General features: G+C 73.0%; 19 protein-coding genes. 15 read left to right on the plus strand and 4 right to left on the minus strand.

The window, feature by feature from the left end:
• Window positions 1–213: 213 nt before the first annotated feature.
• Window positions 214–2,577 (minus strand): SulP family inorganic anion transporter, encoded by a 2,364-nt coding sequence (locus ACH4MY_RS07790; RefSeq protein ID WP_397998966.1) that lies wholly within the window; start codon window positions 2,575–2,577, stop codon window positions 214–216.
• A gap of 302 nt (window positions 2,578–2,879) precedes the next feature.
• Between ACH4MY_RS07790 and ACH4MY_RS07795 the strand changes: the two genes are divergently transcribed.
• Window positions 2,880–4,193, plus strand: a complete 1,314-nt coding sequence (locus ACH4MY_RS07795; protein ID WP_397998969.1) for a hypothetical protein — start codon at window positions 2,880–2,882, stop codon at window positions 4,191–4,193.
• A gap of 21 nt (window positions 4,194–4,214) precedes the next feature.
• On the opposite strand, the gene ACH4MY_RS07800 is transcribed toward ACH4MY_RS07795, so the two are convergent.
• Window positions 4,215–5,198 carry an ATP-binding protein gene (locus ACH4MY_RS07800; RefSeq protein ID WP_397998972.1) on the minus strand — a complete coding sequence of 328 codons (984 nt, stop codon included), beginning with the start codon at window positions 5,196–5,198 and terminating at the stop codon, window positions 4,215–4,217.
• A 102-nt stretch (window positions 5,199–5,300) separates the two neighbouring features.
• Here ACH4MY_RS07800 and ACH4MY_RS07805 point away from each other — a divergent pair, with 102 nt between their 5' ends.
• Complete coding sequence (locus tag ACH4MY_RS07805; protein ID WP_397998975.1) at window positions 5,301–6,119, plus strand: oxidoreductase; 819 nt, start codon at window positions 5,301–5,303, stop codon at window positions 6,117–6,119.
• Between the two features lie 426 nt (window positions 6,120–6,545).
• On the opposite strand, the gene ACH4MY_RS07810 is transcribed toward ACH4MY_RS07805, so the two are convergent.
• On the minus strand, window positions 6,546–7,412 hold the full coding sequence (locus ACH4MY_RS07810) for an HAD family hydrolase (RefSeq protein ID WP_397998978.1): 867 nt from the start codon (window positions 7,410–7,412) through the stop codon (window positions 6,546–6,548).
• 451 nt (window positions 7,413–7,863) lie between these two features.
• On the opposite strand from ACH4MY_RS07810, the gene ssd reads away from it, so the two are divergent.
• The 7 genes from ssd to ACH4MY_RS07845 all read left to right on the plus strand — a co-directional run bounded on the left by ssd (window position 7,864) and on the right by ACH4MY_RS07845 (window position 13,227).
• A complete protein-coding gene (gene ssd, locus ACH4MY_RS07815; protein ID WP_397998980.1) occupies window positions 7,864–9,009 on the plus strand; it encodes a septum site-determining protein Ssd in 1,146 nt (381 codons plus the stop codon).
• Window positions 9,006–10,178, plus strand: coding sequence for a TadA family conjugal transfer-associated ATPase (locus ACH4MY_RS07820; protein WP_397998983.1), 1,173 nt, complete (start codon window positions 9,006–9,008; stop codon window positions 10,176–10,178). Before ssd ends, ACH4MY_RS07820 begins: the two co-directional genes overlap by 4 nt.
• 44 nt (window positions 10,179–10,222) lie before the next feature.
• Window positions 10,223–11,104, plus strand: coding sequence for a type II secretion system F family protein (locus tag ACH4MY_RS07825; protein ID WP_397999414.1), 882 nt, complete (start codon window positions 10,223–10,225; stop codon window positions 11,102–11,104).
• Entirely contained in the window at window positions 11,104–11,871 is a 768-nt protein-coding gene (locus tag ACH4MY_RS07830; RefSeq protein ID WP_397999417.1) for a type II secretion system F family protein, read from the plus strand. Before ACH4MY_RS07825 ends, ACH4MY_RS07830 begins: the two co-directional genes overlap by 1 nt.
• A gap of 120 nt (window positions 11,872–11,991) precedes the next feature.
• Entirely contained in the window at window positions 11,992–12,234 is a 243-nt protein-coding gene (locus ACH4MY_RS07835; protein WP_397998986.1) for a DUF4244 domain-containing protein, read from the plus strand.
• A 28-nt stretch (window positions 12,235–12,262) separates the two neighbouring features.
• Complete coding sequence (locus tag ACH4MY_RS07840; RefSeq protein WP_397999420.1) at window positions 12,263–12,691, plus strand: TadE family type IV pilus minor pilin; 429 nt, start codon at window positions 12,263–12,265, stop codon at window positions 12,689–12,691.
• Between the two features lie 29 nt (window positions 12,692–12,720).
• A complete protein-coding gene (locus tag ACH4MY_RS07845) occupies window positions 12,721–13,227 on the plus strand; it encodes an Rv3654c family TadE-like protein (protein WP_397999422.1) in 507 nt (168 codons plus the stop codon).
• Here the strand turns inward: ACH4MY_RS07845 and ACH4MY_RS07850 are convergent.
• A complete protein-coding gene (locus ACH4MY_RS07850) occupies window positions 13,118–15,646 on the minus strand; it encodes a DEAD/DEAH box helicase (protein ID WP_397998989.1) in 2,529 nt (842 codons plus the stop codon). The genes ACH4MY_RS07845 and ACH4MY_RS07850 overlap by 110 nt on opposite strands.
• 82 nt (window positions 15,647–15,728) lie before the next feature.
• Here ACH4MY_RS07850 and ACH4MY_RS07855 point away from each other — a divergent pair, with 82 nt between their 5' ends.
• From ACH4MY_RS07855 to ACH4MY_RS07880, 6 genes are all read left to right on the plus strand, one after another.
• Entirely contained in the window at window positions 15,729–16,082 is a 354-nt protein-coding gene (locus ACH4MY_RS07855) for an STAS domain-containing protein (RefSeq protein ID WP_015034520.1), read from the plus strand.
• A 15-nt stretch (window positions 16,083–16,097) separates the two neighbouring features.
• Window positions 16,098–16,556, plus strand: a complete 459-nt coding sequence (locus ACH4MY_RS07860) for an ATP-binding protein (RefSeq protein WP_397998992.1) — start codon at window positions 16,098–16,100, stop codon at window positions 16,554–16,556.
• A gap of 157 nt (window positions 16,557–16,713) precedes the next feature.
• Window positions 16,714–19,023 carry a sodium-translocating pyrophosphatase gene (locus tag ACH4MY_RS07865; RefSeq protein ID WP_397998995.1) on the plus strand — a complete coding sequence of 770 codons (2,310 nt, stop codon included), beginning with the start codon at window positions 16,714–16,716 and terminating at the stop codon, window positions 19,021–19,023.
• A 161-nt stretch (window positions 19,024–19,184) separates the two neighbouring features.
• Complete coding sequence (locus ACH4MY_RS07870; RefSeq protein ID WP_397998998.1) at window positions 19,185–19,907, plus strand: small secreted protein; 723 nt, start codon at window positions 19,185–19,187, stop codon at window positions 19,905–19,907.
• A gap of 247 nt (window positions 19,908–20,154) precedes the next feature.
• On the plus strand, window positions 20,155–21,705 hold the full coding sequence (locus ACH4MY_RS07875) for a methyltransferase (protein ID WP_397999001.1): 1,551 nt from the start codon (window positions 20,155–20,157) through the stop codon (window positions 21,703–21,705).
• Window positions 21,702–22,706 carry an ArsR/SmtB family transcription factor gene (locus ACH4MY_RS07880; protein ID WP_397999003.1) on the plus strand — a complete coding sequence of 335 codons (1,005 nt, stop codon included), beginning with the start codon at window positions 21,702–21,704 and terminating at the stop codon, window positions 22,704–22,706. The genes ACH4MY_RS07875 and ACH4MY_RS07880 overlap by 4 nt, the downstream gene beginning before the upstream one ends.
• Window positions 22,707–22,802 lie beyond the last annotated feature (96 nt).

Raw genomic sequence — 22,802 nt, forward strand, 5'->3', positions numbered from 1 at the left:
TGTGCGTATGTGTCCCGCGTCATAGCTCATCAGTCAGATGCCCGGGTGACAAGAGCCTCCAGGCAATTGGTTTAGACCTGTGAGTCGTCCGACGTGCGGGGGCCCCTTCTTCCCGAGCGGTGGAAGAAGGGGCCACACAGTCTCACGGACGGGGGGAGAGGAAGGTTCAGGACGCGCGGCCCCGTTCCCGATCAGGCTCCTCCCCGTTCCCGCTCAGCACGCTCGTGCCGCCTCCAGGGGCTCCGTCGGCATGACCTGGGTGAAGACGTCGTCGTACGAGTGCACCTCGTCCGTCCCGGAGAGCAGATACGCCTGCGCCTCGCCCACGTGGAAGTACACGCCGTGCAGCGAGAGCGTGCCCTCGGCGAGCCGCCGCGCCACCGGCTCGTACGCCCGCAGATGATCCAGCTGCTGGACCACATTGGTCAGACAGAGCTGCTCGACCGCGTCGGCCGGAAGCCGTCCGGAGATCCGGGCCCAGGCGTGTCTGCGGCTCACCATCCGCTCCAGGCTCGGCCGCCCGTGCCGCAGCCAGCGGCGCAGCGGGGTCGGCGGGTCGTCCGGACCGCCGTTGAGCAGGGCCTGCATCGCGCCGCAGCCGGAGTGGCCGCAGATGGTGATCGACTCGACCCGCAGCACCTCCACCGCGTACTCGATCGCCGCCGCCACCGAGTCGTCGCCGCTCTCCTCGCCCGGCAGGGGGACGAGATTGCCGACGTTGCGCACGGTGAACAGATCGCCGGGGCCGCTCGACGTGATCATGCTCGTGACGAGGCGGGAGTCGGCGCAGGTCAGGAAGAGCTGCGAAGGGGTCTGGCCCTCCCGGGCGAGCCGCGCGAGCTCGTCCCGCACCAGCGGGGCCGTGTTCCGCTGGAACTTGCCGATGCCGCTGGCCAGCTTCAGACCCGTCGTACGAGGGGTCTCCACGGCCTCGTCGGGCCGCTCGGCCGGCTGCTCCCCGCACTGGTGGTTGTGCCACGGGGTCCAGGGGCGACAGCAGGTGTGCGTGGCGGAGGCCGAGGCGGTGGAGGGGGACGCCTCGGCGATCCGGGCGCCGGACGGGCCGGTCGTCTCGACCGTGCCGCCGTGGGCGAGATGCCCGGCGGTCCAGTCGCTCAGCGTCTCGTAGGCGGCGTGGTCCATGAAGGAGCCGTCCAGCTCGACCACCACATGCGAACCGTGGGGCAGCTGGTGCAGGGCCCGGCTCAGCCGGGGCACGGCGAGGAAGGTCAACTGGCCCCGCACGTGCAACAGGTGGTGCCCGTCCCGCTCCTCGCGGGTGATCCGGGTGCGGGTGAGCCGGTGCAGGGCGACCGCGGTGGCCACGGCGATGCCGAGGGCGACACCCTCCAGGATGCCGACGAGGACGACACCGGACAGCGTCACCGCGTAGACGACGACCTCCCGGTGCCGGGTGACGGTACGGATGTGAGTGATGCTGACCATCTGGATGCCGACCACCATGACCAGGGCGGCCAGCGCGGGCAGCGGGATCAGGTCCAGCACCGGGACGAGCAGCAGGGCCGCGAGCACGATCCACAGACCGTGCAGCATCGTGGAGGCGCGGCTCACCGCGCCCGCCGAGACATTGGCGACGCTGCGGACCGCGACCCCGGCCACCGGGAGTCCGCCGAGCGCCCCGGAGACCACGTTGGCCATGCCCTGACCGGCGAGCTCGCGGTCGAGAGCGGAGCGCGGGACGCCGTGACCGCCGTGCGGGCGGGCGGCGACCAGCTTGTCCACCGCCACGGCCGAGAGCAGTGACTGGACGCTGGTGACCAGGGTGATCGTGAGGACGCCGGCCGCGATGCCGAGCACCGGGCCCTCGGGCAGACCGGGCAGCGCGTGGCTGCTCCAGGACGGCAGGTCGACACGGGGAACGGCGAGCCCGGCGAAGGCCGCCACCGCCGTCGCCCCGGCCACGGCGACGAGCGCGGCGGGGACCTTCCGCACGAGCTGCCCGGCCCGGCCCGGCAGTCGGGGCCAGCACAGCAGCACGGCCACGGTGAGGGCGCTGATCGCGAGCGCCGCCGGGTGGGTGCGCGCCAGCTGGGCGGGCAGTCCGAGGACGTTGTCGACGGCGGAGCTCTGGGGGGTGCCGCCGAGCACGATGTGGAGCTGGGCGAGGGCGATGGTGACGCCGATGCCGGCCAGCATGCCGTGCACGATCGCGGGCGAGACGGCGAGCGCCGAGCGGGCCACCCGGAGGGCCGACAGGCCGAGTTGGACGAGGCCGGCCAGGACGGTGATGGCGCAGGTGGTGCGCCAGCCGTACAGCTGGATCAGTTCGGCGGTCACCACGGTGAGGCCGGCGGCGGGGCCGCTCACCTGGAGCGGGGAGCCGCCGAAGCGGCCGGCCACCAGGCCGCCGACGGCGGCGGCGACCAGGCCGGACTGGAGCGGGGCTCCGGTGGCGAGCGCGATGCCGAGCGAGAGTGGCAGCGCGATCAGGAAGACGGCTACGGAGGCGGACAGATCGGCCCCGGCGACGCGGAAGCGGCGGGGCCGCTCCGGCGGGCTGTGGGGTCGCTGGACGCGGGGTCGGGTCGTGGCGCGGGCAGGGGTGCAGAGGGTCATTCCCGTCTCCTCCGGGGCGGCGCGGTCGCGGTTCGTGCGGGACGAACGTGGGGGGCTCGCGGCCGTGGGTCACGGCGTGCAGCGGCGGGATCCCGGCGGGATCCCGCCGGGGGCGAGGATCAACGCTCGGTAAATGGATCGTAATGGAGAGTAAAGTCTGCGGCATTATTTTCGGGGCAAACAGGGCAATGATTCACCGGTTCCGGTGAAGGGCGAACGGATTGCCGCTTGTCGTTTCATCTTTCCGGTCCCCGTGGTGCGACGTTGACGCCGCTCGCACGGAACCGAGGAGAGGTGGGCGGATGACAGCCGCCGGGAGAAGGACCACTGCCCAGAGGAAGGCACTCGCCGCCGGTGCCCTCACCGTCGCCCTGATCACCGGCCTCGCCGGCTGCTCGGGCTCCGGCGGAGGCGCCACGAAGGCCGCGCCGGGCGGTGCGGGCGCCAAGAAGGGACCGGCCGCGGCCGCGCCCCAAGCGGTCCGCCTGATCGGTGACGGCTCCACCGCCTACACCGGCGCCCAGCCCCGTCAGCCCGTCTGGCAGCGCCTCAAGCCGGGCGAGACTCCGCCGCAGTTCGTCGTCTTCTCGTGGGACGGCGCCGGCGAGGACAGCCAGAAGCTCTTCTCCCACTTCCGCTCCGTGGGCAAGAAGTACGACGCCACCATGACGTACTTCCTCAGCGGCGTGTATCTGCTGCCCGAGGGGAAGCGGGAGCTCTACGACCCGCCGCAGCACAGCGCCGGGCGCTCCGACATCGGCTTCAACGACACCGAGGGCATCCGTGCCACCGTCCGCGAACTCCGCGGGGCGTGGCAGGAGGGCAACGAGATCGGCACCCACTTCAACGGGCACTTCTGCGGGGCCGAGGGCGGCGTCGGCACCTGGTCCGTCGACGAGTGGAAGAGCGAGATCAAGCAGGCCAAGTCCTTCGTCAAGAACTGGAAGAGCAACTCGGGCCTGAGCACGGAGCAGCCGCTGCCCTTCGACTACGACAAGGAGCTCGTCGGCGCCCGCACCCCCTGCCTCGAAGGCCGGAAGAACTTCGTCGAGGCGGCGGCGCAGCTGGGCTTCCGCTACGACACGAGCGGCGTCAACGACCAGATCTGGCCCAAGAAGGACCTCGGGATCTGGGACCTGTCGCTCCAGCTCGTGCCGGTCCCGGGCCGCGCCTTCCAGACGCTCTCCATGGACTACAACTTCCTGGTCAACCAGTCCCCGGGCACGACCCAGGGCGACCCGTCCCGGCGCGAGTACTGGGGCGACCAGATGCGGGACGGCCTGGTGCAGGCCTTCGAGCGCTCCTACCGGGGCAACCGCGCGCCGCTCGTCATCGGCAACCACTTCGAGTCCTGGAACGGCGGCACGTACATGCGGGCCGTCGAGGAGACCATCGCCACGGTCTGCGTGCAGAAGGACGTCAAGTGCGTCTCCTTCCGCCAGCTCGCCGACTGGCTCGACGCCCAGGACCCCGACGTCATCGCCAAGATGCGCACCCTGAAGGTCGGCGAGGCCCCGCCGGCCGGCTGGAAGACCTTCCTCGCCCCCCAGCCGGCGGCCCCGGCGGCCCCCGCGGGCGCCCCGGCGGCGGTCGTCAAGCAGACCGAACGACACTGAGCCGTCCGGTGACGGGCACCGTCAGCCGAGCTGTGCGGCCATCGGCTCGCCCAGTGTGAACTCGGGGTCGACCTGCGCCGCCAGGTCGGCCCCGGTTTTCGCGTTGCCCCAGCTCTCCGCGTTGCGCAGGTGGAAGTGGACCATCTGGCGGGTGTAGCGCTCCCAGTCGCGGTCGGCGTACGAGTCGTCCGCCGCGTCCTGGAGGGCCTGGAGGGACATCCGGTTCTCCGCCTCCAGGAGCTCGAAGCGCGGCGGGCGGCCCTTCTCCATCGCGCGGACCCAGTCCGAGTGGCCCACCGTCACGAGCAGGTCGTCGCCGACCTCCGCGCGCAGGAAGTCGAGGTCGTCCTGGCACTGCACCTTGTTGCCGACGACCTTGAGCGCGACGCCGAAGTCCCGCGCGTACTCCTTGTACTGGCGGTAGACCGAGACGCCCTTGCGGGTCGGCTCGGCGACCAGGAAGGTCATGTCGAACCGGGTGAAGAGGCCGGAGGCGAAGGAGTCCGAGCCCGCGGTCATGTCGACGACCACGTACTCGTCGGCGCCGTCGACCAGGTGGTTGAGGCAGAGCTCCACCGCGCCGACCTTCGAGTGGTAGCAGGACACCCCGAGGTCCGACTCCGTGAAGGGGCCGGTCGCCATCAGACGGATCTCGCCGTCGTCGAGCGGGACCGTCCGCGCGCAGGCCTCGTACACCGGGTTCTCCTCGCGGACCCGCAGCAGCCGCGAACCCTCCCCGGGCGGTGTCGTCTTGATCATCGTGTCGGCGGAGACGATCCGCGGGTTGCTGCCCCGCAGGTACTCCTTGATGAGCGGCAGATGCGCGCCCATCGCGGGCAGCGCGGCGGCCTCCGCGTCGGGCAGCCCGAGCGCGGTGCCCAAGTGCTGGTTGATGTCGGCGTCGACGGCTACGACCGGGGCTTCATTGGCGGCGAGGTGGCGGATGAAGAGCGAGGACAGCGTGGTCTTGCCGCTGCCGCCCTTCCCCACGAAAGCGATCTTCATGTTCACCTAGCGTAGTGGTATGAACGCGTCGCGTGGTCATCATGCGTGAAGAAGACCACTCCATCGTGGGGCGGGCTTCCGGGGCGCGTAGCCTCCCTACTTATGAGTACGCACGCTTCAGACCCCTTGGCCGCCCTCGGCTCCCTGCCGGGCGTCGCCGACGCGGTGGACTCCGTACGCAAGGCCGTCGACCGGGTCTACGGCCACCGCGTGATGCGCCGCCGCAGCAACGAGATCTCCTCCGAGGCGGCCCTGCGCGGCGCGCGCGGCTCGGCCGCCCTCTCGGGTGCCGACTGGGCCCTCGAAGAGGTCCGCCGGCGCAGCGACTTCAGCGCCGACCCCGAGGCCCGCACGGTCGGCGCCGCCCTGCGGCTCGGCGCCGAGGCCGGGCAGCTGCTCTCCATCTGGCGCCAGTCGCCGCTGCGGGTGCTCGCCCGCCTCCACCTGGTCGCCGCGGGCGACCCGGGCGAGTCGGTGGGGCGCCCCCGGCTGGACGGCGAGACCGTCGACGAACCGCTGGTCACCGCGCCGGTGCCGACGCCCGCCGAGGTCGCGGGACGGCTCGACGGGCTGGCGGAGCTGATCGTCGCGGGCGGCGAGGCCCCCGCGCTCGTGACGGCCGCCGTGGTCCACGGCGAACTGCTCGCGCTGCGCCCCTTCACCTCGTACAACGGTCTGATCGCGCGTGCGGCGGAGCGGATCGCGCTGATCGGCAGCGGTCTCGACCCCAAGGCGATCTGCCCGGCGGAGGTCGGTCACGCGGAGCAGGGCCGGGCCACGTACCTGGCCGCGTTCGAGGGGTACCTGTCGGGGACCCCGGAGGGTGTGGGCGGCTGGATCGCGCACTGCGGGCGTTCGGTCGAGCTGGGTGTCCGCGAGTCGACGGCCGTGTGTGAGGCGCTTCAGCGCGGCGCGGCCTGAGGGCCGACGGCGAGGCCGGACGGTCGAGTCACCAGCCGGCTGGTCGGCCGAAGTCGCGGCCGGAGAGAACGATTCCGGCGAGGCGCCCTGATTCCGGCGGAGGCGACATGATTCCGGGCCCCTCGCGGGGCCCGGAATGGGTTGCGGCGGCACCAGTTCTGGTACCGCCGCTGGCACGTCTACCCAGTTACCATGCGTCCTCGAATATGTGCCCATCAGGCCGGGAACTTTGCCCGTGGCCTGGTGCGGCTGGCCCGTAATCGACGGGTCGACGTCGCGTGGGTGCTCGGTTTCTGTGCTAGGTCCGTGGGGCCTTCATGCTCAACAGGTGATCCTCTCGGATGTCCTCGGTCTCGCGGGCCTGATTCCTTTCTACTCCTGTCGGGGTAGAAGCGAAAGTGCTGGCTCCACTTCTCTGCTCATTGCTCAAATTCGGGCAAAGCCATCCGTGAGCCGATGGGCGAGGGCAGCCTGCCGTCGCCGTGCGGCGTACCAGACGAGTCCGGCCCCGACGGCCGCCGCACCCACGGCCGCGGCGGCGAGGAGCGTCGGCCGGGGCGGCATCCGGAATTCGGGCAGTCGCTGCTTGAGCCGTACCGGCTTCTCGAAGGCGAGAACCGGCCATTCCCGCGCCGTGGCCTCACGGCGCAGCGCCCGGTCCGGATTGACCGCGTACGGGTGTCCGACGGCCTCCAGCATGGGGATGTCGGTCGCCGAGTCGCTGTACGCGAAGCAGCGCGAGAGGTCGTAGCCCTCCGACTTCGCGAGCTCCCGGACGGCCTCGGCCTTCGTCGGTCCGTATGCGTAGTACTCCACCTCACCGGTGAAGCAGCCGTCCTCGCCGACCACCATCCGGGTGGCGACGACCCGGTCGGCGCCGAGCATCTCCCCGATCGGCTCGACGACCTCGGCGCCGGAGGTCGAGACGATCACGACGTCGCGGCCGGCGGCGTGATGATCCTCGATGAGGGAGGCGGCCTCGTCGTAGATGATCGGGTCGATCAGGTCGTGAAGGGTCTCGGCGACGAGCTCCTTCACCTGGGCCACGTTCCAGCCTTTGCAGAGCGCGGAAAGATATTCGCGCATCCGCTCCATCTGGTCGTGATCGGCCCCACCTGCCAGGAAGACGAACTGGATGTAGGCCGTCCGCAGGGCGGCGCGGCGGCTGATCAGTCCGCCCCGGTAGAAGGACTTGCTGAAGGTCAGCGTCGAGGACTTCGCAATGACCGTCTTGTCCAGGTCAAAGAAGGCGGCTGTGCGCGGCAAGGAGTGGTTTTCCACAAGCCTGAGCATAGGTGCCCGCCATTCGGCGTACGCTCGGGCGTGTGGGTTTGCCTGAGAAGGCTCTCGGGTACACCATGGAAGTCACGGATCGTTCGCGACCGTGCTAACCCGGTCCGGCTCCTCCCCCCCCCGAGTCGGCCGGAGAGACGACCCCCGCTCTCCCCCCCGGCGGGGGTCGTCGCATGTCCGGAGCCGTTTTGGCGCTCTGGGACATCGCCCTCTCCCTTCCTTCCGGCCGTCGGCCGCACTTCGGCCCGTGCTCTGCCGGGCCCTCGATTCCTCACTCACAGTAACCGGCAGGCTGCGTTCCGGGCAGTCCCCGGAGGGGTGGCGAAGATATTCACAGGGCTTCGGATATCCACAGTTTTTCGGCGAGATCCCCAGGACTTTCGGTACGGCCCCACGGTGATTCCTGTCGCGAAGTTCGCGAACGGCAGGAATCACGAGAGGGGTGCGCGTCATGGAGGCATCCAGGACTTCCGGGGCCAGGGGTACGGCATGGGCCCCGGTGCCGAGTGGGCCGCAGGCGCCGGGCACCGGCGAACCGCGCCGCACAGGACCGCTGATCGTCACCGAGGACCTCGGGCTGCTCGACGACCTTCTGCGGCTCTGCGCCGCGGCCGGCGTCGAACCCGAGGTGCACCACCGGGTGCCCGAGCGACGGGCGGGCTGGACCGATCCACCGCTCGTCCTGGTCGGCGCCGACGCCGCGGCCCGCTGCCGGGGAGCGGTCCGCCGGCCGGGCACCTTCCTCGTCGGGCGCGAGCCGGACGATCCGGGGGTGTGGCGGCTGGCCGTCGAGATCGGCGCCGAATGCGTGCTGCGGCTGCCGGACGCCGAGAGCCTTCTCGTCGACCGCATCGCCGACGCGGCCGAGGGTGTCGGCCGGCAGGCGCTGACCGTCGGGATCGTCGGCGGCCGAGGGGGCGCGGGCGCCTCCACCCTGGCCTGCGGCCTCGCGCTCGCCGCCGCCCGGGCGGGGCGGCGCACCCTGCTCGTCGACGGCGACCCGCTCGGCGGGGGACTGGACGTGTTGCTCGGCGGCGAGCGCGAGGAGGGTAGACGATGGCCCGACTTCGCCGCCTCGAAGGGCCGGTTGGCCGGCGGCGCCCTGGAGGAGTCCCTGCCGTCCGTGCGGGGAGTCCGGGTGCTCAGCTGGGGCAGGGAACCCGCGGCGCCCGTCCCGCCCGATGCTGTGCGGTCCGTGCTCGCCGCGGCCCGCCGTCGCGGTGGGGTCGTGGTGGTCGACCTGCCGCGGGGAGCGGACGCCGCGTCCGCCGAGGCGCTGGCCCAGCTCGACCTCGGACTGCTGGTCGTCCCCGGCGAGTTGAGGGCCGTCGCGGCCGCCCACCGGGTGGCCGCCACCCTCTCCATGGGCGTGCGCGATCTGCGGGCCGTGGTCCGCGGGCCGTACGCGGCCGGACTCGACGAGCGGTGGGTCGCCGACGCGCTGCGACTGCCGCTTGCGGGTGAACTCCCCTACGACCCGGGGATCGTGGCGGACCAGGACGCGGGCGTGCCGCCGGGCGCGGAGGCGCGCGGGCCGCTCGGCCGGTTCTGCGAGGCCTTCTGGGCACACGCCCTCACCGCCGGCGGTGCGGCATGACCGGGGGCGCGGGAAGCGGGGGTGCGGGGCTGCTCGACGCCGTGCGGCAGCGGCTCGCGGCCAGCGGGTCCGAGCCCACCCCGGCACGGGTCGCGGCGGCGCTGCGGGCCCAGGGGCGGCTGCTCGGCGACGCGGAAGTGCTCGGTGCGGCCGAGGAATTGAGATGTGAACTGATCGGCACCGGCCCGCTCGAACCCCTGCTCGCCGACCCGGCCGTCACCGATGTCCTGGTCTCGGCGCCCGACCGGGTGTGGGTGGACCGGGGCGCCGGACTCGAGAGGGCGCCCGTGTCCTTCCCCGACTCCGCCGCCGTGCGCAGGCTCGCCCAACGGCTCGCGGCGGTGGCCGGCCGCAGGCTCGACGACGCCCGGCCCTGGGTGGACGCGCGCCTCCCCGACGGCACCCGGATGCACGCGGTGCTGCCGCCGGTGGCCGTCGGCTCGACCTGTCTGTCGCTCCGAGTGGTGCGCCCGCGCGCCTTCACCCTGGAGGAGCTCACGGCGGCGGGCACGGTGCCGCCGGGCGGCGCCCCGATCCTGCGCGCCCTGATCGACGCCCGGGCGTCGTACCTGGTCAGCGGTGGAACGGGGACGGGGAAGACGACACTGCTCGCCGCCCTGCTCGGCCTGGTGGGAGAGCGGGAGCGGATCGTCCTCGCCGAGGACTCGGCGGAACTGCGGCCGGACCACCCGCATGTGGTGCGCCTGGAGGCCAGGCCCGCGAACCAGGAGGGCGCCGGACTCGTGACCCTGCGGGACCTGGTCCGGCAGGCGCTGCGGATGCGTCCGGACCGGCTGGTGGTCGGCGAGGTCAGAGGCCCGGAGGCGGTGGATCTGCTCGCCGCTCTCAACACCGGCCACGAAGGCGGCTCGGGGACGCTCCACGCCAACACCGCGGCGGACGTGCCGGCCCGGCTCGAAGCCCTGGGGACGGCGGCCGGGCTCGACCGGGCCGCCCTGCACAGCCAGTTGGGGGCCGGACTGTCGGTCGTGGTCCATCTGACGCGGGACCGGGACGGGCGGCGGCGGATCGCCGAGGTCCATGTCCTGGAGCGGGACCGGGACGGCCTGGTGCGAACCGTTCCCGCACTGCGGTGGGGCGCGTCCGGGTTCGCGCGGGAGCGGGGCTGGGAGCGGCTGAGGACGTTGATCGGAGGGGGAACGTGGTGACGGCCGAACCGGTGGCGGCGCGGTCGTTGGCCCACGGGGCGGCGCTGCTCTGCGCGGTGCTCGCGGTGTGGTGGACGGTCGAGCGGCGGCGTGAATCGGGCAGGGCGCGGGCGGTGCTCGTGGGCCGGGGGTCCGGGGATCGTGGTGCCCCTGGTGCCCCTGGTGCCCCTGGCGTCCATGGCGTCCGCGGCTTCCCCGGCGTTCCGTGGGCGCCGGTGGCCGGGCGGTGGTGGGCCGTGGTGCGGGGGCGGCGGGCGTGGCTGTGTCTGCCGGTGGCGGGCGTTCTCGCGGTGCTCGGCGCATCGCCGCTGCCGTTGGTGGCGGGGGCGGTCGCGGTACCGCTGGTGGGGCGGCGGCTGCGGGCCGCCGAACACCGGAGGGAGCGGGAGGCGCGGGGTGAACGCGTGGTGGCCCTGTGCGGGGCCGTCGTCGGCGAGCTGAGAGCCGGATGGCAGCCCGCGCAGGCCCTGTCCTTCGCGGCCCGGGAGACGGGCGCGCTGGGCGGGGAGGAGGCCGCGGTGCTCGCGGCGGCGCGGTTCGGTGGGGACGTGCCGGCGGCGCTGCGCAGGGCGGCCGGACAGGACGGCGCCGACGGACTCGCCGGCATGGCGGCCTGCTGGCAGGTGGCCGTGGACGGCGGCGCGGGCCTCGCCGCCGGGCTCGACCGGCTCGAAGCGGCACTGCGGGACCACCGCGAGCAGCGGGAGCGGTTGCGCGCCGAACTGGCTGGAGCCTGGGCGACGGTGGCGGTCCTCGCGGTACTGCCGCTGGCCGGTGTCGCGCTCGGGGCGGCTCTCGGCGCCGACCCGCTGCGGGTGCTGCTGCACACACCGGCGGGCCTGGGCTGCCTGGTCGTCGGCGGGGCCCTGGAAGCGGCGGGGCTGTGGTGGGCCGCGCGGATCGTCCGAGGAGGGGAGCGGGAGTGATCGAGGTCTTGCGGTCGGCGGCACTCGTGGCCCTGGCGGTGACGTGGTGCGTGCAGGGCGTCCGCGAAGTGGTGTGCGGGCGGCGGGCGCGCGGGATGCGACGGCGGTTGAGAAGTTTGCTTCCGGCTCCGTCTCCGGCGCCGAGGCCTCCGAAGGTTCGGTCCGGGCTGCCGTCGTGGGTGGCGCGCTGGGCGGCGCCTCTCGGCTCGGTCGGCCTCGGCTGGGCGCTGTTCGGAGTCGTGGGAGGCGCGGTTGCCGGGATTGTGACGGCCGTCGTGGTGAGTCGGGGGTCGGCGAACCGGACGTCCCCGCCGGTCGACGACGAGGAGGCGGTACGCCATCTTCCACTGGCCGCCGATCTGTTGGCGGCCTGCGCCTCGGCCGGGGCCGGGCCGGGGGAGGCGGCGGAGGCCGTCGGCCGGTCCCTGGGCGGACCCCTGGGCGAACGTCTGGCCCGTACGGCGGCGGAGCTGCGGCTCGGCGGTGAACCGGCCGAGGTGTGGCGGAGGTTCGGCGCGATACCGGGCGCCGATGGGCTGGCGCGATGCATGGAACGGGCCGGTTCCTCGGGGGCGCCCGCGGCGGAGGCCGTCGCCCGCCACGCGGCCGGCCTGCGCGCGGCCCGCTCCCGCGCGGCGGCGGCCAGGGCACGCAGGGCGCAGGTGTTGATCAGCGCGCCCGTGGGGCTCTGCTTCCTGCCCGCCTTCCTGGCGGTGGGGGTGGCCCCGGTGGTGATCGGCCTGGCGACGGGACTCCTGGACGGGTGAACGGCGCAGCTCGGCACGCCGAGAGGAAGCACGGAGGACACGAGGAGCAGGACGCAGCACGAGAAGGCACGACAAGACGCGGCGCGGCAGGACGAGGCACGACGGACCGAGGAGATCGGCATGGCAGGCAAGGCAGGCAAGGCAGGCATGGCAGGCGCGGCAGGCAGGGCGGCGGTGCGGGGTTGGTGGCGGGTGCGGCGGGAGGCCGTGCGCCGCGACGCGGGGATGACCACGTCCGAGTACGCGGTGGGGACGATCGCCGCGGCGGGGTTCGCCGCGGTGCTCTACAAGATCGTGACCAGCGAGACGGTGTCGGGAGCGCTGGAATCGGTGATCGGGAAGGCTCTCGATGCGCCGTTCTGACCGGGGTTTCGTGACCGTGGAGGCGGCGATGGTGCTGCCCGTCCTCGCCCTCTTCACGGTGACCCTGCTCTGGGCGCTGGCGGCGGCCGCGGCGCAGATCCGGTGCGTGGACGCCGCGCGGGCCGGGGCACGGGCCGCGGCCCGCTCCGAGCCCGTGGCCTCCGCCGAGTCGGCCGCCCGGGCCGCCGCACCGGAGGGAGCCCGGGTCTCGGTGACACGGTCGGGGGAGCTGTGGAGGGTGACGGTGGAGGCCGCGGCGCCGGGCCCCCGGGGCATGGGGGTGACCTTGAGAGCGGAAGCGGCGGCCCTCGCGGAGGACACGACGCTCGCGGCCCCAGCCCCAGCCCCAGCCCCGGGCCCAGCCCCAGCCCCAGCCCCAGCCCCGGGCCCGGCCCCGGACACAGCCTCGGGCACGGACGCAGGGGCGGGGAGCCGGGACCCCGGGGGGCCGTCGTGACGGCCGGCGCCGAGGGCCGCGTCACCCGGATGGGCGCCGGGACCCGGATCGGCACTCGGACCCGGGCCGGCCGGCAGACCCGGGTAGGCGTCCGGAACCGGATAGGCGTCCGAAGCCGGGGCGGTCTCCGGGGCGACCGGGGTGCGGCGAGTGTGTGGACGGCGTTCGCGGCCTGTGCGCTCTGTGTGGTGTTCGGGGCGGTGCTCGCGCTCGGACAGGCGATGGCGGCCCGGCACAGGGCCGGTGGGGCCGCCGATCTGGCGGCGCTCGCCGCCGCCGACCGGGCACTGTGGGGCGAGGCCGAGGCGTGTGCCGCCGCCTCCCGGGTGGCCGCCGCGCAGGGCGCCGAGCTGCTGGGGTGTGCGGTGCGGGGCGAGGTGGCCGAGGTGACCGCCCGGGTCGTACGCGGTCCCTACCGGCCGGAGGTCAGGTCGCGGGCGGGCCCTCAGGGCCCGCAGGGGCCTCCTGGGGCGCCTCCTCGGCCAGCGGGGTCTTCGACTGCGGGGCCTGCGGGGCCTCCCTCAGGAGTTCCGTGAGGAGGCGTACCGCGCCGCGCTTGTGGAGCGGGTCGTTGCCGTTGCCGCACTTCGGGGACTGGATGCAGGAGGGGCAGCCCGCCTCGCACTCGCAGGAGGCGATGGCCTCCCGGGTGGCCGTCAGCCAGGCGCGGGCCGTGTGGAAGGCGCGCTCGGCGAAGCCCGCGCCGCCCGGGTGCCCGTCGTACACGAAGACGGTGGGCAGCAGGGTGTCGGGGTGGAGCGGTACGGAGACGCCGCCGATGTCCCAGCGGTCGCAGGTGGCGAAGAGCGGCAGCATGCCGATGGAGGCGTGCTCGGCGGCGTGCAGGGCGCCTCCGAGGATCTCCGGGGTGATCCGGGCGGCGTCGAGCTGGTCCTCGGTGACCGTCCACCACACGGCCCGGGTGCGCAGGGTGCGGGGCGGCAGGTCGAGCTTGGTCTCGCCGAGGACCTCGCCGGTGATCAGACGGCGGCGCAGGAAGGAGACGACCTGGTTGGTGACCTCGACGGAGCCGAAGCAGAGCCGGCCGGTTCCCCAGGGGATCTCGGTCTCGGTGTCCAGAACGGCGATGGAGGTGGTGTCGCGGGCGGTGGTGGAGTACGGCGGGACGGCCTCCTCCACGAGGGCCACGGAGTCCTTCAGGTCGAGCTCCCGCACCAGGTAGGTGCGGCCCTGGTGGAGGTGGACGGCGCCCTCGTGGACGGCGGTGTGGGAGGCGGCCTCGTCGACCGTGCCGAGCAGCCGGCCGGTGCCGGACTCGACGATGCGGACGGGGCTGCCGCCGCCGCCCCGGATGTCGGTGAGGTCGGCGGCCCGCTCGCGGCGGGTCCAGTACCAGCCGGTGGAGCGGCGGCGCAGCAGTCCGGCGCCCTCCAGCTGGGGCAGCAGGTCGGGGACGGCCGGGCCGAAGAGGGCCAGGTCGGGTTCGGTCAGCGGGAGCTCCGCCGCGGCGGCGCACAGATGGGGGGCGAGGACGTAGGGGTTGTCGGGGTCGAGGACGGTCGACTCGACGGGCTGGTCGAAGATCGCCTCGGGGTGGTGGACCAGGAAGGTGTCCAGCGGGTCGTCGCGGGCGATCAGGATCGCGAGGGCGCCCTCGCCGGAGCGACCGGCGCGGCCCGCCTGCTGCCAGAGGGAGGCCCGGGTGCCCGGGTAGCCGGCGATCAGGACCGCGTCCAGGCCCGAGACGTCCACGCCCAGCTCCAGGGCGGTCGTGGCGGCCAGGCCGAGGAGCTCGCCGGAGTGCAGGGCCCGCTCCAGGGCCCGGCGCTCCTCGGGCAGGTAGCCGCCGCGGTAGGCGGCGACCCGGCGGGCGAGCGAGCGGTCGGTCTCGGCGAGCCGTTCCTGGGCGATCACCGAGATCAGTTCGGCGCCGCGCCGGGAGCGGACGAAGGCGACCGAGCGCACACCCTGCCGGGTCAGATCGGTCAGCAGGTCCGCCGTCTCGGCGGTGGCGGTGCGGCGTACGGGCGCGCCGCGCTCGCCGTGCAGCTCGGTCAGCGGCGGCTCCCACAGGGCGAAGACCAGCTCGCCGCGCGGGGAGGCGTCGTCGGATACCTCGGTGATCCGGAGGCCGGTCAGGCGGCCGGCGGCGAGGGCGGGCTCGGCGGAGGTGGCGGAGGCGAGGAGGAAGACCGGCTCGGAGCCGTACCGGGCGCAGATCCGGCGCAGGCGGCGCAGTACCTGGGCGACGTGGGAGCCGAAGACGCCCCGGTAGGTGTGGCACTCGTCGATCACGACATAGCGCAGGGAGCGCAGGAAGGAGGACCACCTGGGGTGGGAGGGGAGTATGCCCCGGTGCAGCATGTCGGGATTGGTCAGCACGTAGTTCGCGTACTGGCGGACCCACTCGCGTTCCTCGACGGGGGTGTCGCCGTCGTAGACGGCGGGGCGGATCCGGTTGCCGAGCGGGGCGGCCAGTTCCCGCACGGCGCGCCGCTGGTCGGCGGCGAGGGCCTTGGTGGGCGACAGGTACAGGGCGGTGGTCCCGCGTCCGTTGGGGGCCTCCGAGCCGTCCAGGAGGGTGCTGAGGACCGGGGCGAGGTAGGCGAGCGACTTGCCCGAGGCCGTACCGGTGGCGATCACCACGGATTCGCCGTCCAGGGCGTGCTCGGCGGCCTCCGCCTGGTGGGCCCAGGGGTGCTCGATCCCGGCCGCCTGGATCGCCGCGATCACCTCCGGACGGATGCGGTGCGGCCAGACGGCATGACGACCCTCCCGGGCGGGCATGTGCTCCGTATGAGTGATGCGCGCGGCCCGGCTCTCGCCCGAGGAGAGCCGGTCGAGGACCATGCCGGGGGAGGGGCGGCTGCCCGTGTCCCCGGCCGGGCGACGGGGGCGCTGATTCTTGGCCATCGGCACCGAGTGTGTCACTGCCATGACGGACAATGCTTCCAAGGCGTCGTGCATGGCTGCTGGTAAGTGATTGAATGCCATCGCGGCTGGCGATCAGTTCCCTGACTCCCGCCCGGGAGACCCAGTGGGGACGATCGTTCGATAGCAAGGTGCTGGAGGATCCGTGGACCTGTCCCTGTCGACTCGCAATGTGTCCGGCGCTGGTGGTGACCGTACGGTCGTCGAGGTCGGTGGCGAGATTGATGTGTATACCGCGCCCAAGCTGCGCGAGCAGTTGGTCGAGTTGGTGAACGACGGCAGCTACCACCTGGTTGTCGACATGGAGGGCGTGGATTTCCTCGACTCCACGGGCCTCGGTGTGCTCGTCGGCGGCCTGAAGCGCGTTCGCGCGCACGAGGGCTCGCTGCGTCTGGTCTGCAACCAGGAGCGCATTCTCAAGATTTTCCGGATCACGGGTCTCACCAAGGTGTTCCCGATCCACACCTCGGTCGACGAGGCCGTCAACGCCGTCGACTGAGCCCAGGGGGTTCGCATGGCCACCGTTGAACTCCGCTTCAGCGCTCAGCCCGAGCACGTCCGTACGGCCCGTCTCGTGGCCGCCGCGGTCGCGAGACGGGCCGGGGTGGACGAGGCGGTCCTCGACGAGGTGCGTCTCGCCGTCGGCGAGGCGTGTTCTCGTGCGGTCGGGCTGCACCGCAGCAACGACGTCACCACACCCATCCGGGTCGTGCTGACCGAGGAGGAGAAGACGTTCTCCATCGAGGTCGGCGACGAGGTCCCGGGCGCGGGGGTCGCGGCGGCCGATGCCGCCGGTGTCCCCGGCGCGCGTGCCTCGGCCCCGGCCGAGGAGTTCGACGACGCCGACGGTGAGGACGAGATGGGCCTCGCGGTGATCCGCGGGCTCGTCGACGACGTCGAGGTGAGCGCGGGCGAGGACGGCGGCACGATCCGGATGAGCTGGCCGGTGAATTCGGCGGACGTCCTGTCCTGACCCGTACACGCGTTGCGGGAAGTACGACGAGAAGAGGCCCTGCCCCGCAGGGCCTCTTCTCGTCGTGCCGACGCGGCCGGGGCCGGATTGGTGCATCCGCGCGGTGGGCCTCCGGCATCCCCGTCCGTACCGGTTTGCCTCCCTATGATCCGTCCCCATGTACCCCACCACTCTCGCCGCGGCGGTGCTCACGAGCGGGAACCGGACGATCGTGTACGTCGTCGGCGCCGTCGCTCTCGCCGCGCTCCTCGTCGCACGGCTCCTCGCCCGTCAGGTACTCAAGGCCGGTGAGGGAACCGAGAGGATGAGGGAGATCGCCGCCGCGGTGCAGGAGGGGGCCAACGCCTACCTCGCGCGGCAGCTGCGGACCCTCGCCGTCTTCGCGGTCGCCGTGTTCTTCCTGCTGATGCTCCTGCCCGCGGACAACTGGTCCCAGCGTGCCGGACGTTCTCTGTTCTTCCTGGTCGGGGCGTTGTTCTCGGCGGTCACCGGGTACATCGGCATGCGGCTCGCCGTACGGGCGAACGTGCGGGTCGCCGCGGCCGCGAGGGAGGCCACGCCGGCCGAGGGCGAGCCGGAGAGGAATCTGACCGAGGTCGCGCACCGGGCGATGCGGATCGCGTTCCGTACGGGCGGGGTCGTCGGCATGTGCACGGTGGGCCTCGGGCTGCTCGGGGCGGCCTGTGTGGTGCTCGTCTACGCCGCCGACGCGCCCAAGGTGCTGGAGGGATTCGGGCTGGGGGCCGCGCTCATCGCCATGTTCATGCGTGTGGGCGGCGGCATCTTCACCAAGGCCGCCGATGTCGGCGCCGACCTGGTCGGCAAGGTCGAGCAGGGCATCCCCGAGGACGACCCGCGCAACGCGGCCACCATCGCCGACAACGTGGGCGACAACGTCGGCGACTGCGCGGGCATGGCGGCCGATCTCTTCGAGTCGTACGCCGTGACCCTGGTCGCCGCGCTCATCCTCGGCAAGGCGGCCTTCGGCGACCACGGCCTCGCGTTTCCCCTGATCGTGCCCGCGATCGGCGTGATCACCGCCGTCATCGGCATCTTCGCGGTCTCGCCCCGGCACGGTGACCGCGGCGGGATGAGCGCGATCAACCGCGGATTCCTCGTCTCGGCGGTGATCTCGCTCGCCGGTGTGGCCGTCGCCTCCTTCGTGTACCTGCCGTCGTCCTACGCCGAGCTGAAGGGCGTCACCGTTCCGGGCATCCACGAGCACGCGGGCGACCCCCGGGTCCTCGCCCTGGTCGCCGTCGCGCTCGGCATCGTCCTCGCCGCGTTCATCCAGCAGCTCACCGGCTACTTCACCGAGACGAGCCGGCGGCCGGTCAGGGACGTCGGCAAGTCCTCGCTCACCGGCCCGGCGACCGTCGTCCTCGCGGGCGTGGCCCTCGGGATGGAGTCCGCCGTCTACACGGCGCTGCTCATCGGGCTGGCCGTGTACGGGGGGTTCCTGCTCGCCGGTGCCTCGATCATGCTGGCGCTGTTCGCGGTCGCCCTCGCGGGCACGGGCCTGCTCACCACCGTCGGCGTGATCGTCGCCATGGACACCTTCGGCCCGGTCGCCGACAACGCCCAGGGCATCGCGGAGATGTCGGGTGACGTCCGGGGTGCGGGGGCCCAGGTCCTCACCGATCTGGATGCCGTCGGCAACACGACGAAGGCCATCACCAAGGGCATCGCCATCGCCACCGCCGTGCTCGCGGCCTCGGCGCTGTTCGGCTCGTACCGGGACGCCATCGCGACCTCGGTCGCCGAGGTCGGCGCGAAGGCGGACGAGTTGACACTCTCGATGGACATCTCGCAGCCCAACAACCTCTTCGGGCTGATCCTCGGCGCGGCCGTCGTCTTCCTCTTCTCGGGGCTCGCGATCAACGCCGTGTCCCGGTCGGCCGGATCGGTCGTCTACGAGGTGCGGCGGCAGTTCCGTGAGCACCCCGGGATCATGAACTACACCGAGAAGCCGGAGTACGGGCGGGTCGTCGACATCTGCACCAAGGACGCGCTGCGTGAACTCGTCACGCCCGGACTGCTCGCGGTGATGGCCCCGATCGCGGTCGGCTTCGCGCTCGGCGTCGGCGCGCTCGGCGCGTATCTCGCGGGGGCGATCGGCACGGGCGCGCTGATGGCGGTCTTCCTCGCCAACTCCGGTGGGGCCTGGGACAACGCGAAGAAGCTGGTCGAGGACGGGAATCACGGCGGCAAGGGCAGCGAGGCGCACGAGGCCACCGTCATCGGGGACACGGTCGGCGACCCGTTCAAGGACACCGCGGGTCCGGCGATCAACCCGCTTCTGAAGGTGATGAATCTGGTCGCGCTGCTCATCGCCCCGGCGGTCGTCAGGTTCAGTTACGGGGGTGATGCCAGCGTCGGTCTGCGGACGGGGATCGCGGTGTTCGCGCTGCTCGTCGTCATCGTCGCCGTGGGGGTCTCCAAGAGGCGTTCGGTGACGGTCGCCTGACGTGGCGTCCGTCTCATTCCCGGGCGCGTCCGGGGTGCGTGAGAGGTCTCTCGCTTGGTTCGAAAGACTGCAATACGGGGCGAATCAGTCGTACGAAAGGTGGAAGTAGCCCGTTCGGCGTGTATGTTCCGGGGCCGAGAGCCTTGGAAGGGACCGATCCGTTGAACAAGAAGCTTGCGGCCGCACTGTCCGGCGGCGCGGTACTGGTGCTCGCGCTGTCGGGTTGCAGCGACGACGAGGGCAACAAGGTGGACGACTGGGCGAAGACGTTCTGCGACCAGGCGAAGCCCCAGATCCAGAAGCGGGCCGACGCCCACCAGATCATCATCTCGACGGCTGCCGACAGCAAGCCCGCCGAGATCCAGGCCGCCGACTCGAAGGCGTTCCAGGACATCGCCAACGCGGACCGGGCGCTGGCCAAGGCCGTCGAGAGCGCCGGGGCCCCGCCGGTCGAGAACGGTGAGAAGGTCCAGCAGGACGCGATCAAGGAGCTCAACGCGACCGCGGTGGCGTACGAGGGGCTCAAGAAGCAGGTCGACGCGCTGGACCCGACGAACCAGCAGAAGTTCGCGGACGGCCTCCAGGACGTCGCCGACGGTCTGACCAAGATCGAGAAGATGGACCAGAACGCCCTGTCCAAGCTGGAGGAGGGCGAGCTGGGCCAGGCGATGGCCAAGCAGCCCGGCTGCCAGAAGCCCACGGCCTCCACCCCGCCGAAGGCCTCCGGTTCGGCGTCGCCGAAGCCCGGCTCCACCTCCGACACCTCCGACACCTCCGACAAGGGTTCGGACTCCTCGGAGTCGCCGGATTCCGAGGAGTCCGAGCCCACCGGGAAGACCTCCAAGAAGCCGACCAAGAAGCCGACGACGGCCAAGAGCGAGTAGATCCGCCCGGCGGAGACCGAGGGCGGCGCCCTCGGCTCTCCCCGGAGCCTCTGAAGCCCCGGCACTCCGGAGCCTCTGAAGTCCCCGCACCCCGGGGCCGGAACGTCGGCCCCGGGGCGTCCCGGCGTCCGGCGCGGACCGCGCGGGCGGCCCGCATCGCACCGGCGGCGCGCGTCGCGGGGACGCCGAGGCAGTCCGTCGACGGGTCGGCCGCCCGGTTGTCGGTGGCGGCGGTCACAATGGAGCGGTGAGTACGACCAGCCTGCCTCCCCGCCTCCCGGTGCCCGCGCACGCCGCCCGTCTGCGCGAGGCTCTCCTCGCCGCCGACTTCACCGCCGACGGACTGCTCGACCGGCTCGGCGCCCCGGCCTACGCGGCGCTCGCGCGCAGCGAGACCGTGCCCGCCCTGCGCGCCACCCGCGGCGACTCCCCGCTGGAGACCCTCGTCCGGCTCTTCCTGCTCCAGCAGTCCGTCGGGCACGAGCGGGCGGCGGCCGCGCTGCCGCTCGCCGAGGCCCTCGCCGACGGCTGGGTGGTCCGCGAGGACGACACGGTCTCCGCGACGGTCGACGTCCGGCCGTACGGCGGACCGGACGGCGAGGACTGGTTCATCGTCTCCGACCTGGGCTGCGCCGTCGGCGGAGCCGGAGGCATCGGGAAGAAGGACGAAGGGGTCGTCCTCGGCGTCGGCGGGGCGTCCACCACGCTCGCCGGCATCACGGTCCGTAGGCCGGTCTCCGCCGCGCTCGACCTCGGCACCGGCTCCGGCATCCAGGCGCTGCACGCCGCCCAGCACGCCACCCTGGTCACCGCCACCGACCTCAACCCGCGGGCCCTGGACTTCACCCGGCTCACGCTCGCGCTCTCCGGGGCGCGGGAGGCCGAGCTGCTCACGGGCTCGCTGTTCGAGCCGGTCGACGGCGACACGTACGACCTGATCGTCTCCAACCCGCCGTTCGTGATCTCCCCCGGCGCCCGGCTGACCTACCGGGACGGCGGGATGGGCGGCGACGACCTGTGCCGCACGCTCGTGCAGCAGGCCGGCGAGCGGCTCAACGACGGCGGCCACGCCCAGTTCCTCGCCAACTGGCAGCACGTCGAGGGCGAGGAGTGGCAGGACCGGCTGCGGTCCTGGGTGCCCGCCGGCTGCGACGCCTGGATCGTGCAGCGCGAGGTCCAGGACATCACCCAGTACGCGGAGCTCTGGCTGCGGGACAGCGGCGACCACCGCGGTGACCCGGACGCGTACGAGGAGGCGTACGGGCGCTGGCTCGACGAGTTCGAGGCCCGCAAGACCCGTGCGGTGGGCTTCGGCTGGATCACGATCCGGCGGAACGGGGCGGTGGCCTCCGGCGCCGTCGAGCCCTCGATCGTCGTCGAGGAGTGGCCGCACCCCGTCGAGCAGCCCCTCGGCCCCACCGTGCTCGCCCACTTCGAGCGCCAGGACTATCTGCGCACCCGTGACGACGCCGCGCTCCTCGCCGGCCGGTTCACGCTCGCGCCCGAGGTGGTGCAGGAGCAGGTCGGGCTCCCCGGCGCGGAGGACCCCGAGCACGTGGTCCTCCGGCAGAACCGGGGCATGCGCCGCGCCACCAGGGTCGACCACGTCGGCGCCGGGTTCGCCGGTGTCTGCGACGGCACCCTCAGCGCGGGCCGCATCCTCGACGCGATCGGGCAGCTGATGGGCGAGGATCCGGTGATACTGCGGGACCGCACCCCGCAGGCGATCCGGCTGCTCGTGGAGGAGGGCTTCCTGCTGCCCGTGGGCGAGGAGACCTCCGAGGAGGACGGCGCTTGATACGCATCGAGCTGGACGAGGCCTCGCTCGGGGCGACGCGGATCGCGATCAGCCCGCTGCGGGACGCGTTCTGCTCGATGCACCTCGCGCTGCCGCACCGGCACCCCTCCTGGCCGTACCAGGAGTGGGTCGGGCAGGCGCGCGAGGTGTGGCGCGAGGACGACCGGCTCCGGCCGCTGTGGGACCTCTTCGCCGACGGCCGGTACGAGGTCTCAGACTTCCTGCTGCCCCGGCCCGTCGGCACCGTCCACGTCCGGGAGGAGCTCGACCTGCTGCGGGCCACCGACCCCGCGTTCGTCCGCGAACAGGTCGCCGCCTGCTACCCCGGCATGGCCGACGCGCCCTTCGTCCAGCCGTATCTGAAGGACCCCGAGGCGGCCTGCGCGGCGCTCGCCGACGCGTACGCGGCCTACTGGGAGGGCGCGATCGAGCCGTACTGGCCGACGATGCGGCGACTCGTCGAGGACGAAGTGCTGGTCCGCGCCAGGACGTTCGCGACCGAGGGCGTCGACGCGCTGTTCGCCGGCCTGGAGTCGCGGGCGCGGTGGGATCCGCCCGTCCTCGAACTCACCAAGTACCTCGAGGCCGAGTACGCGGCCGGGGAGCGCCGGCTCGTCCTCGTGCCGATGGTCTTCGCCGAGGGCTGCCGGCTCTACTCCACGGACGACCCCGAGGTGATGGCGGTCGGCTTCCAGGCCCGGGGCGCCGGCGCCCTGCGCGAACCGCCCGAGCCCACCGCCGAGGACCGGCTCGGTCTGATGCTGGGCCGGGGCCGTGCGGCGGTCCTGCGCGAGCTGGGCGGGCCGCTGACCACGGCCGGGCTCGCCGACCGTCTCGGGCTGGCGCCCAGCACGGTCTCGGAGCACCTGTCGGTGCTGTCGGAGGCCGGTGTGGTGACCCGGCACCGGGTCGGGCGCTCGGTGTACTACCAGCTCACGGACATGGGCCGCTCGCTGCTCGCCCTGCTCGCGGGGGAGGGCGTGCTGCACGCGGTGGCGTAGGCCCCCGGGTCCCGCGCGGTGGCATGACTCTCCGCGTGCCTCAAGCGAGATGGCGCGGGCCCCACGAGCCGTCCCCGCGCTGCCCCGGGCGGCGGC

The sequence above is a fragment of the Streptomyces sp. NPDC017246 genome (assembly GCF_044331325.1).
In the GTDB taxonomy this organism is placed as follows: Bacteria; Actinomycetota; Actinomycetes; order Streptomycetales; family Streptomycetaceae; genus Streptomyces.

Coding starts and splice junctions, on each gene's coding strand:
- ACH4MY_RS07800 (WP_397998972.1), bottom strand. CDS start 5,198: ATGAAGATCGCTTTCGTGGGGAAGGGCGGCAGCGGCAAGACCACGCTG.
- ACH4MY_RS07840 (WP_397999420.1), top strand. CDS start 12,263: ATGGTGCTGCCCGTCCTCGCCCTCTTCACGGTGACCCTGCTCTGGGCG.
- ACH4MY_RS07805 (WP_397998975.1), top strand. CDS start 5,301: ATGAGTACGCACGCTTCAGACCCCTTGGCCGCCCTCGGCTCCCTGCCG.
- ssd (WP_397998980.1), top strand. CDS start 7,864: ATGGAGGCATCCAGGACTTCCGGGGCCAGGGGTACGGCATGGGCCCCG.
- ACH4MY_RS07790 (WP_397998966.1), bottom strand. CDS start 2,577: ATGACCCTCTGCACCCCTGCCCGCGCCACGACCCGACCCCGCGTCCAG.
- ACH4MY_RS07835 (WP_397998986.1), top strand. CDS start 11,992: ATGGCAGGCAAGGCAGGCAAGGCAGGCATGGCAGGCGCGGCAGGCAGG.
- ACH4MY_RS07850 (WP_397998989.1), bottom strand. CDS start 15,646: ATGGCATTCAATCACTTACCAGCAGCCATGCACGACGCCTTGGAAGCA.
- ACH4MY_RS07845 (WP_397999422.1), top strand. CDS start 12,721: ATGGGCGCCGGGACCCGGATCGGCACTCGGACCCGGGCCGGCCGGCAG.
- ACH4MY_RS07810 (WP_397998978.1), bottom strand. CDS start 7,412: ATGCTCAGGCTTGTGGAAAACCACTCCTTGCCGCGCACAGCCGCCTTC.
- ACH4MY_RS07795 (WP_397998969.1), top strand. CDS start 2,880: ATGACAGCCGCCGGGAGAAGGACCACTGCCCAGAGGAAGGCACTCGCC.
- ACH4MY_RS07860 (WP_397998992.1), top strand. CDS start 16,098: ATGGCCACCGTTGAACTCCGCTTCAGCGCTCAGCCCGAGCACGTCCGT.
- ACH4MY_RS07865 (WP_397998995.1), top strand. CDS start 16,714: ATGTACCCCACCACTCTCGCCGCGGCGGTGCTCACGAGCGGGAACCGG.
- ACH4MY_RS07820 (WP_397998983.1), top strand. CDS start 9,006: ATGACCGGGGGCGCGGGAAGCGGGGGTGCGGGGCTGCTCGACGCCGTG.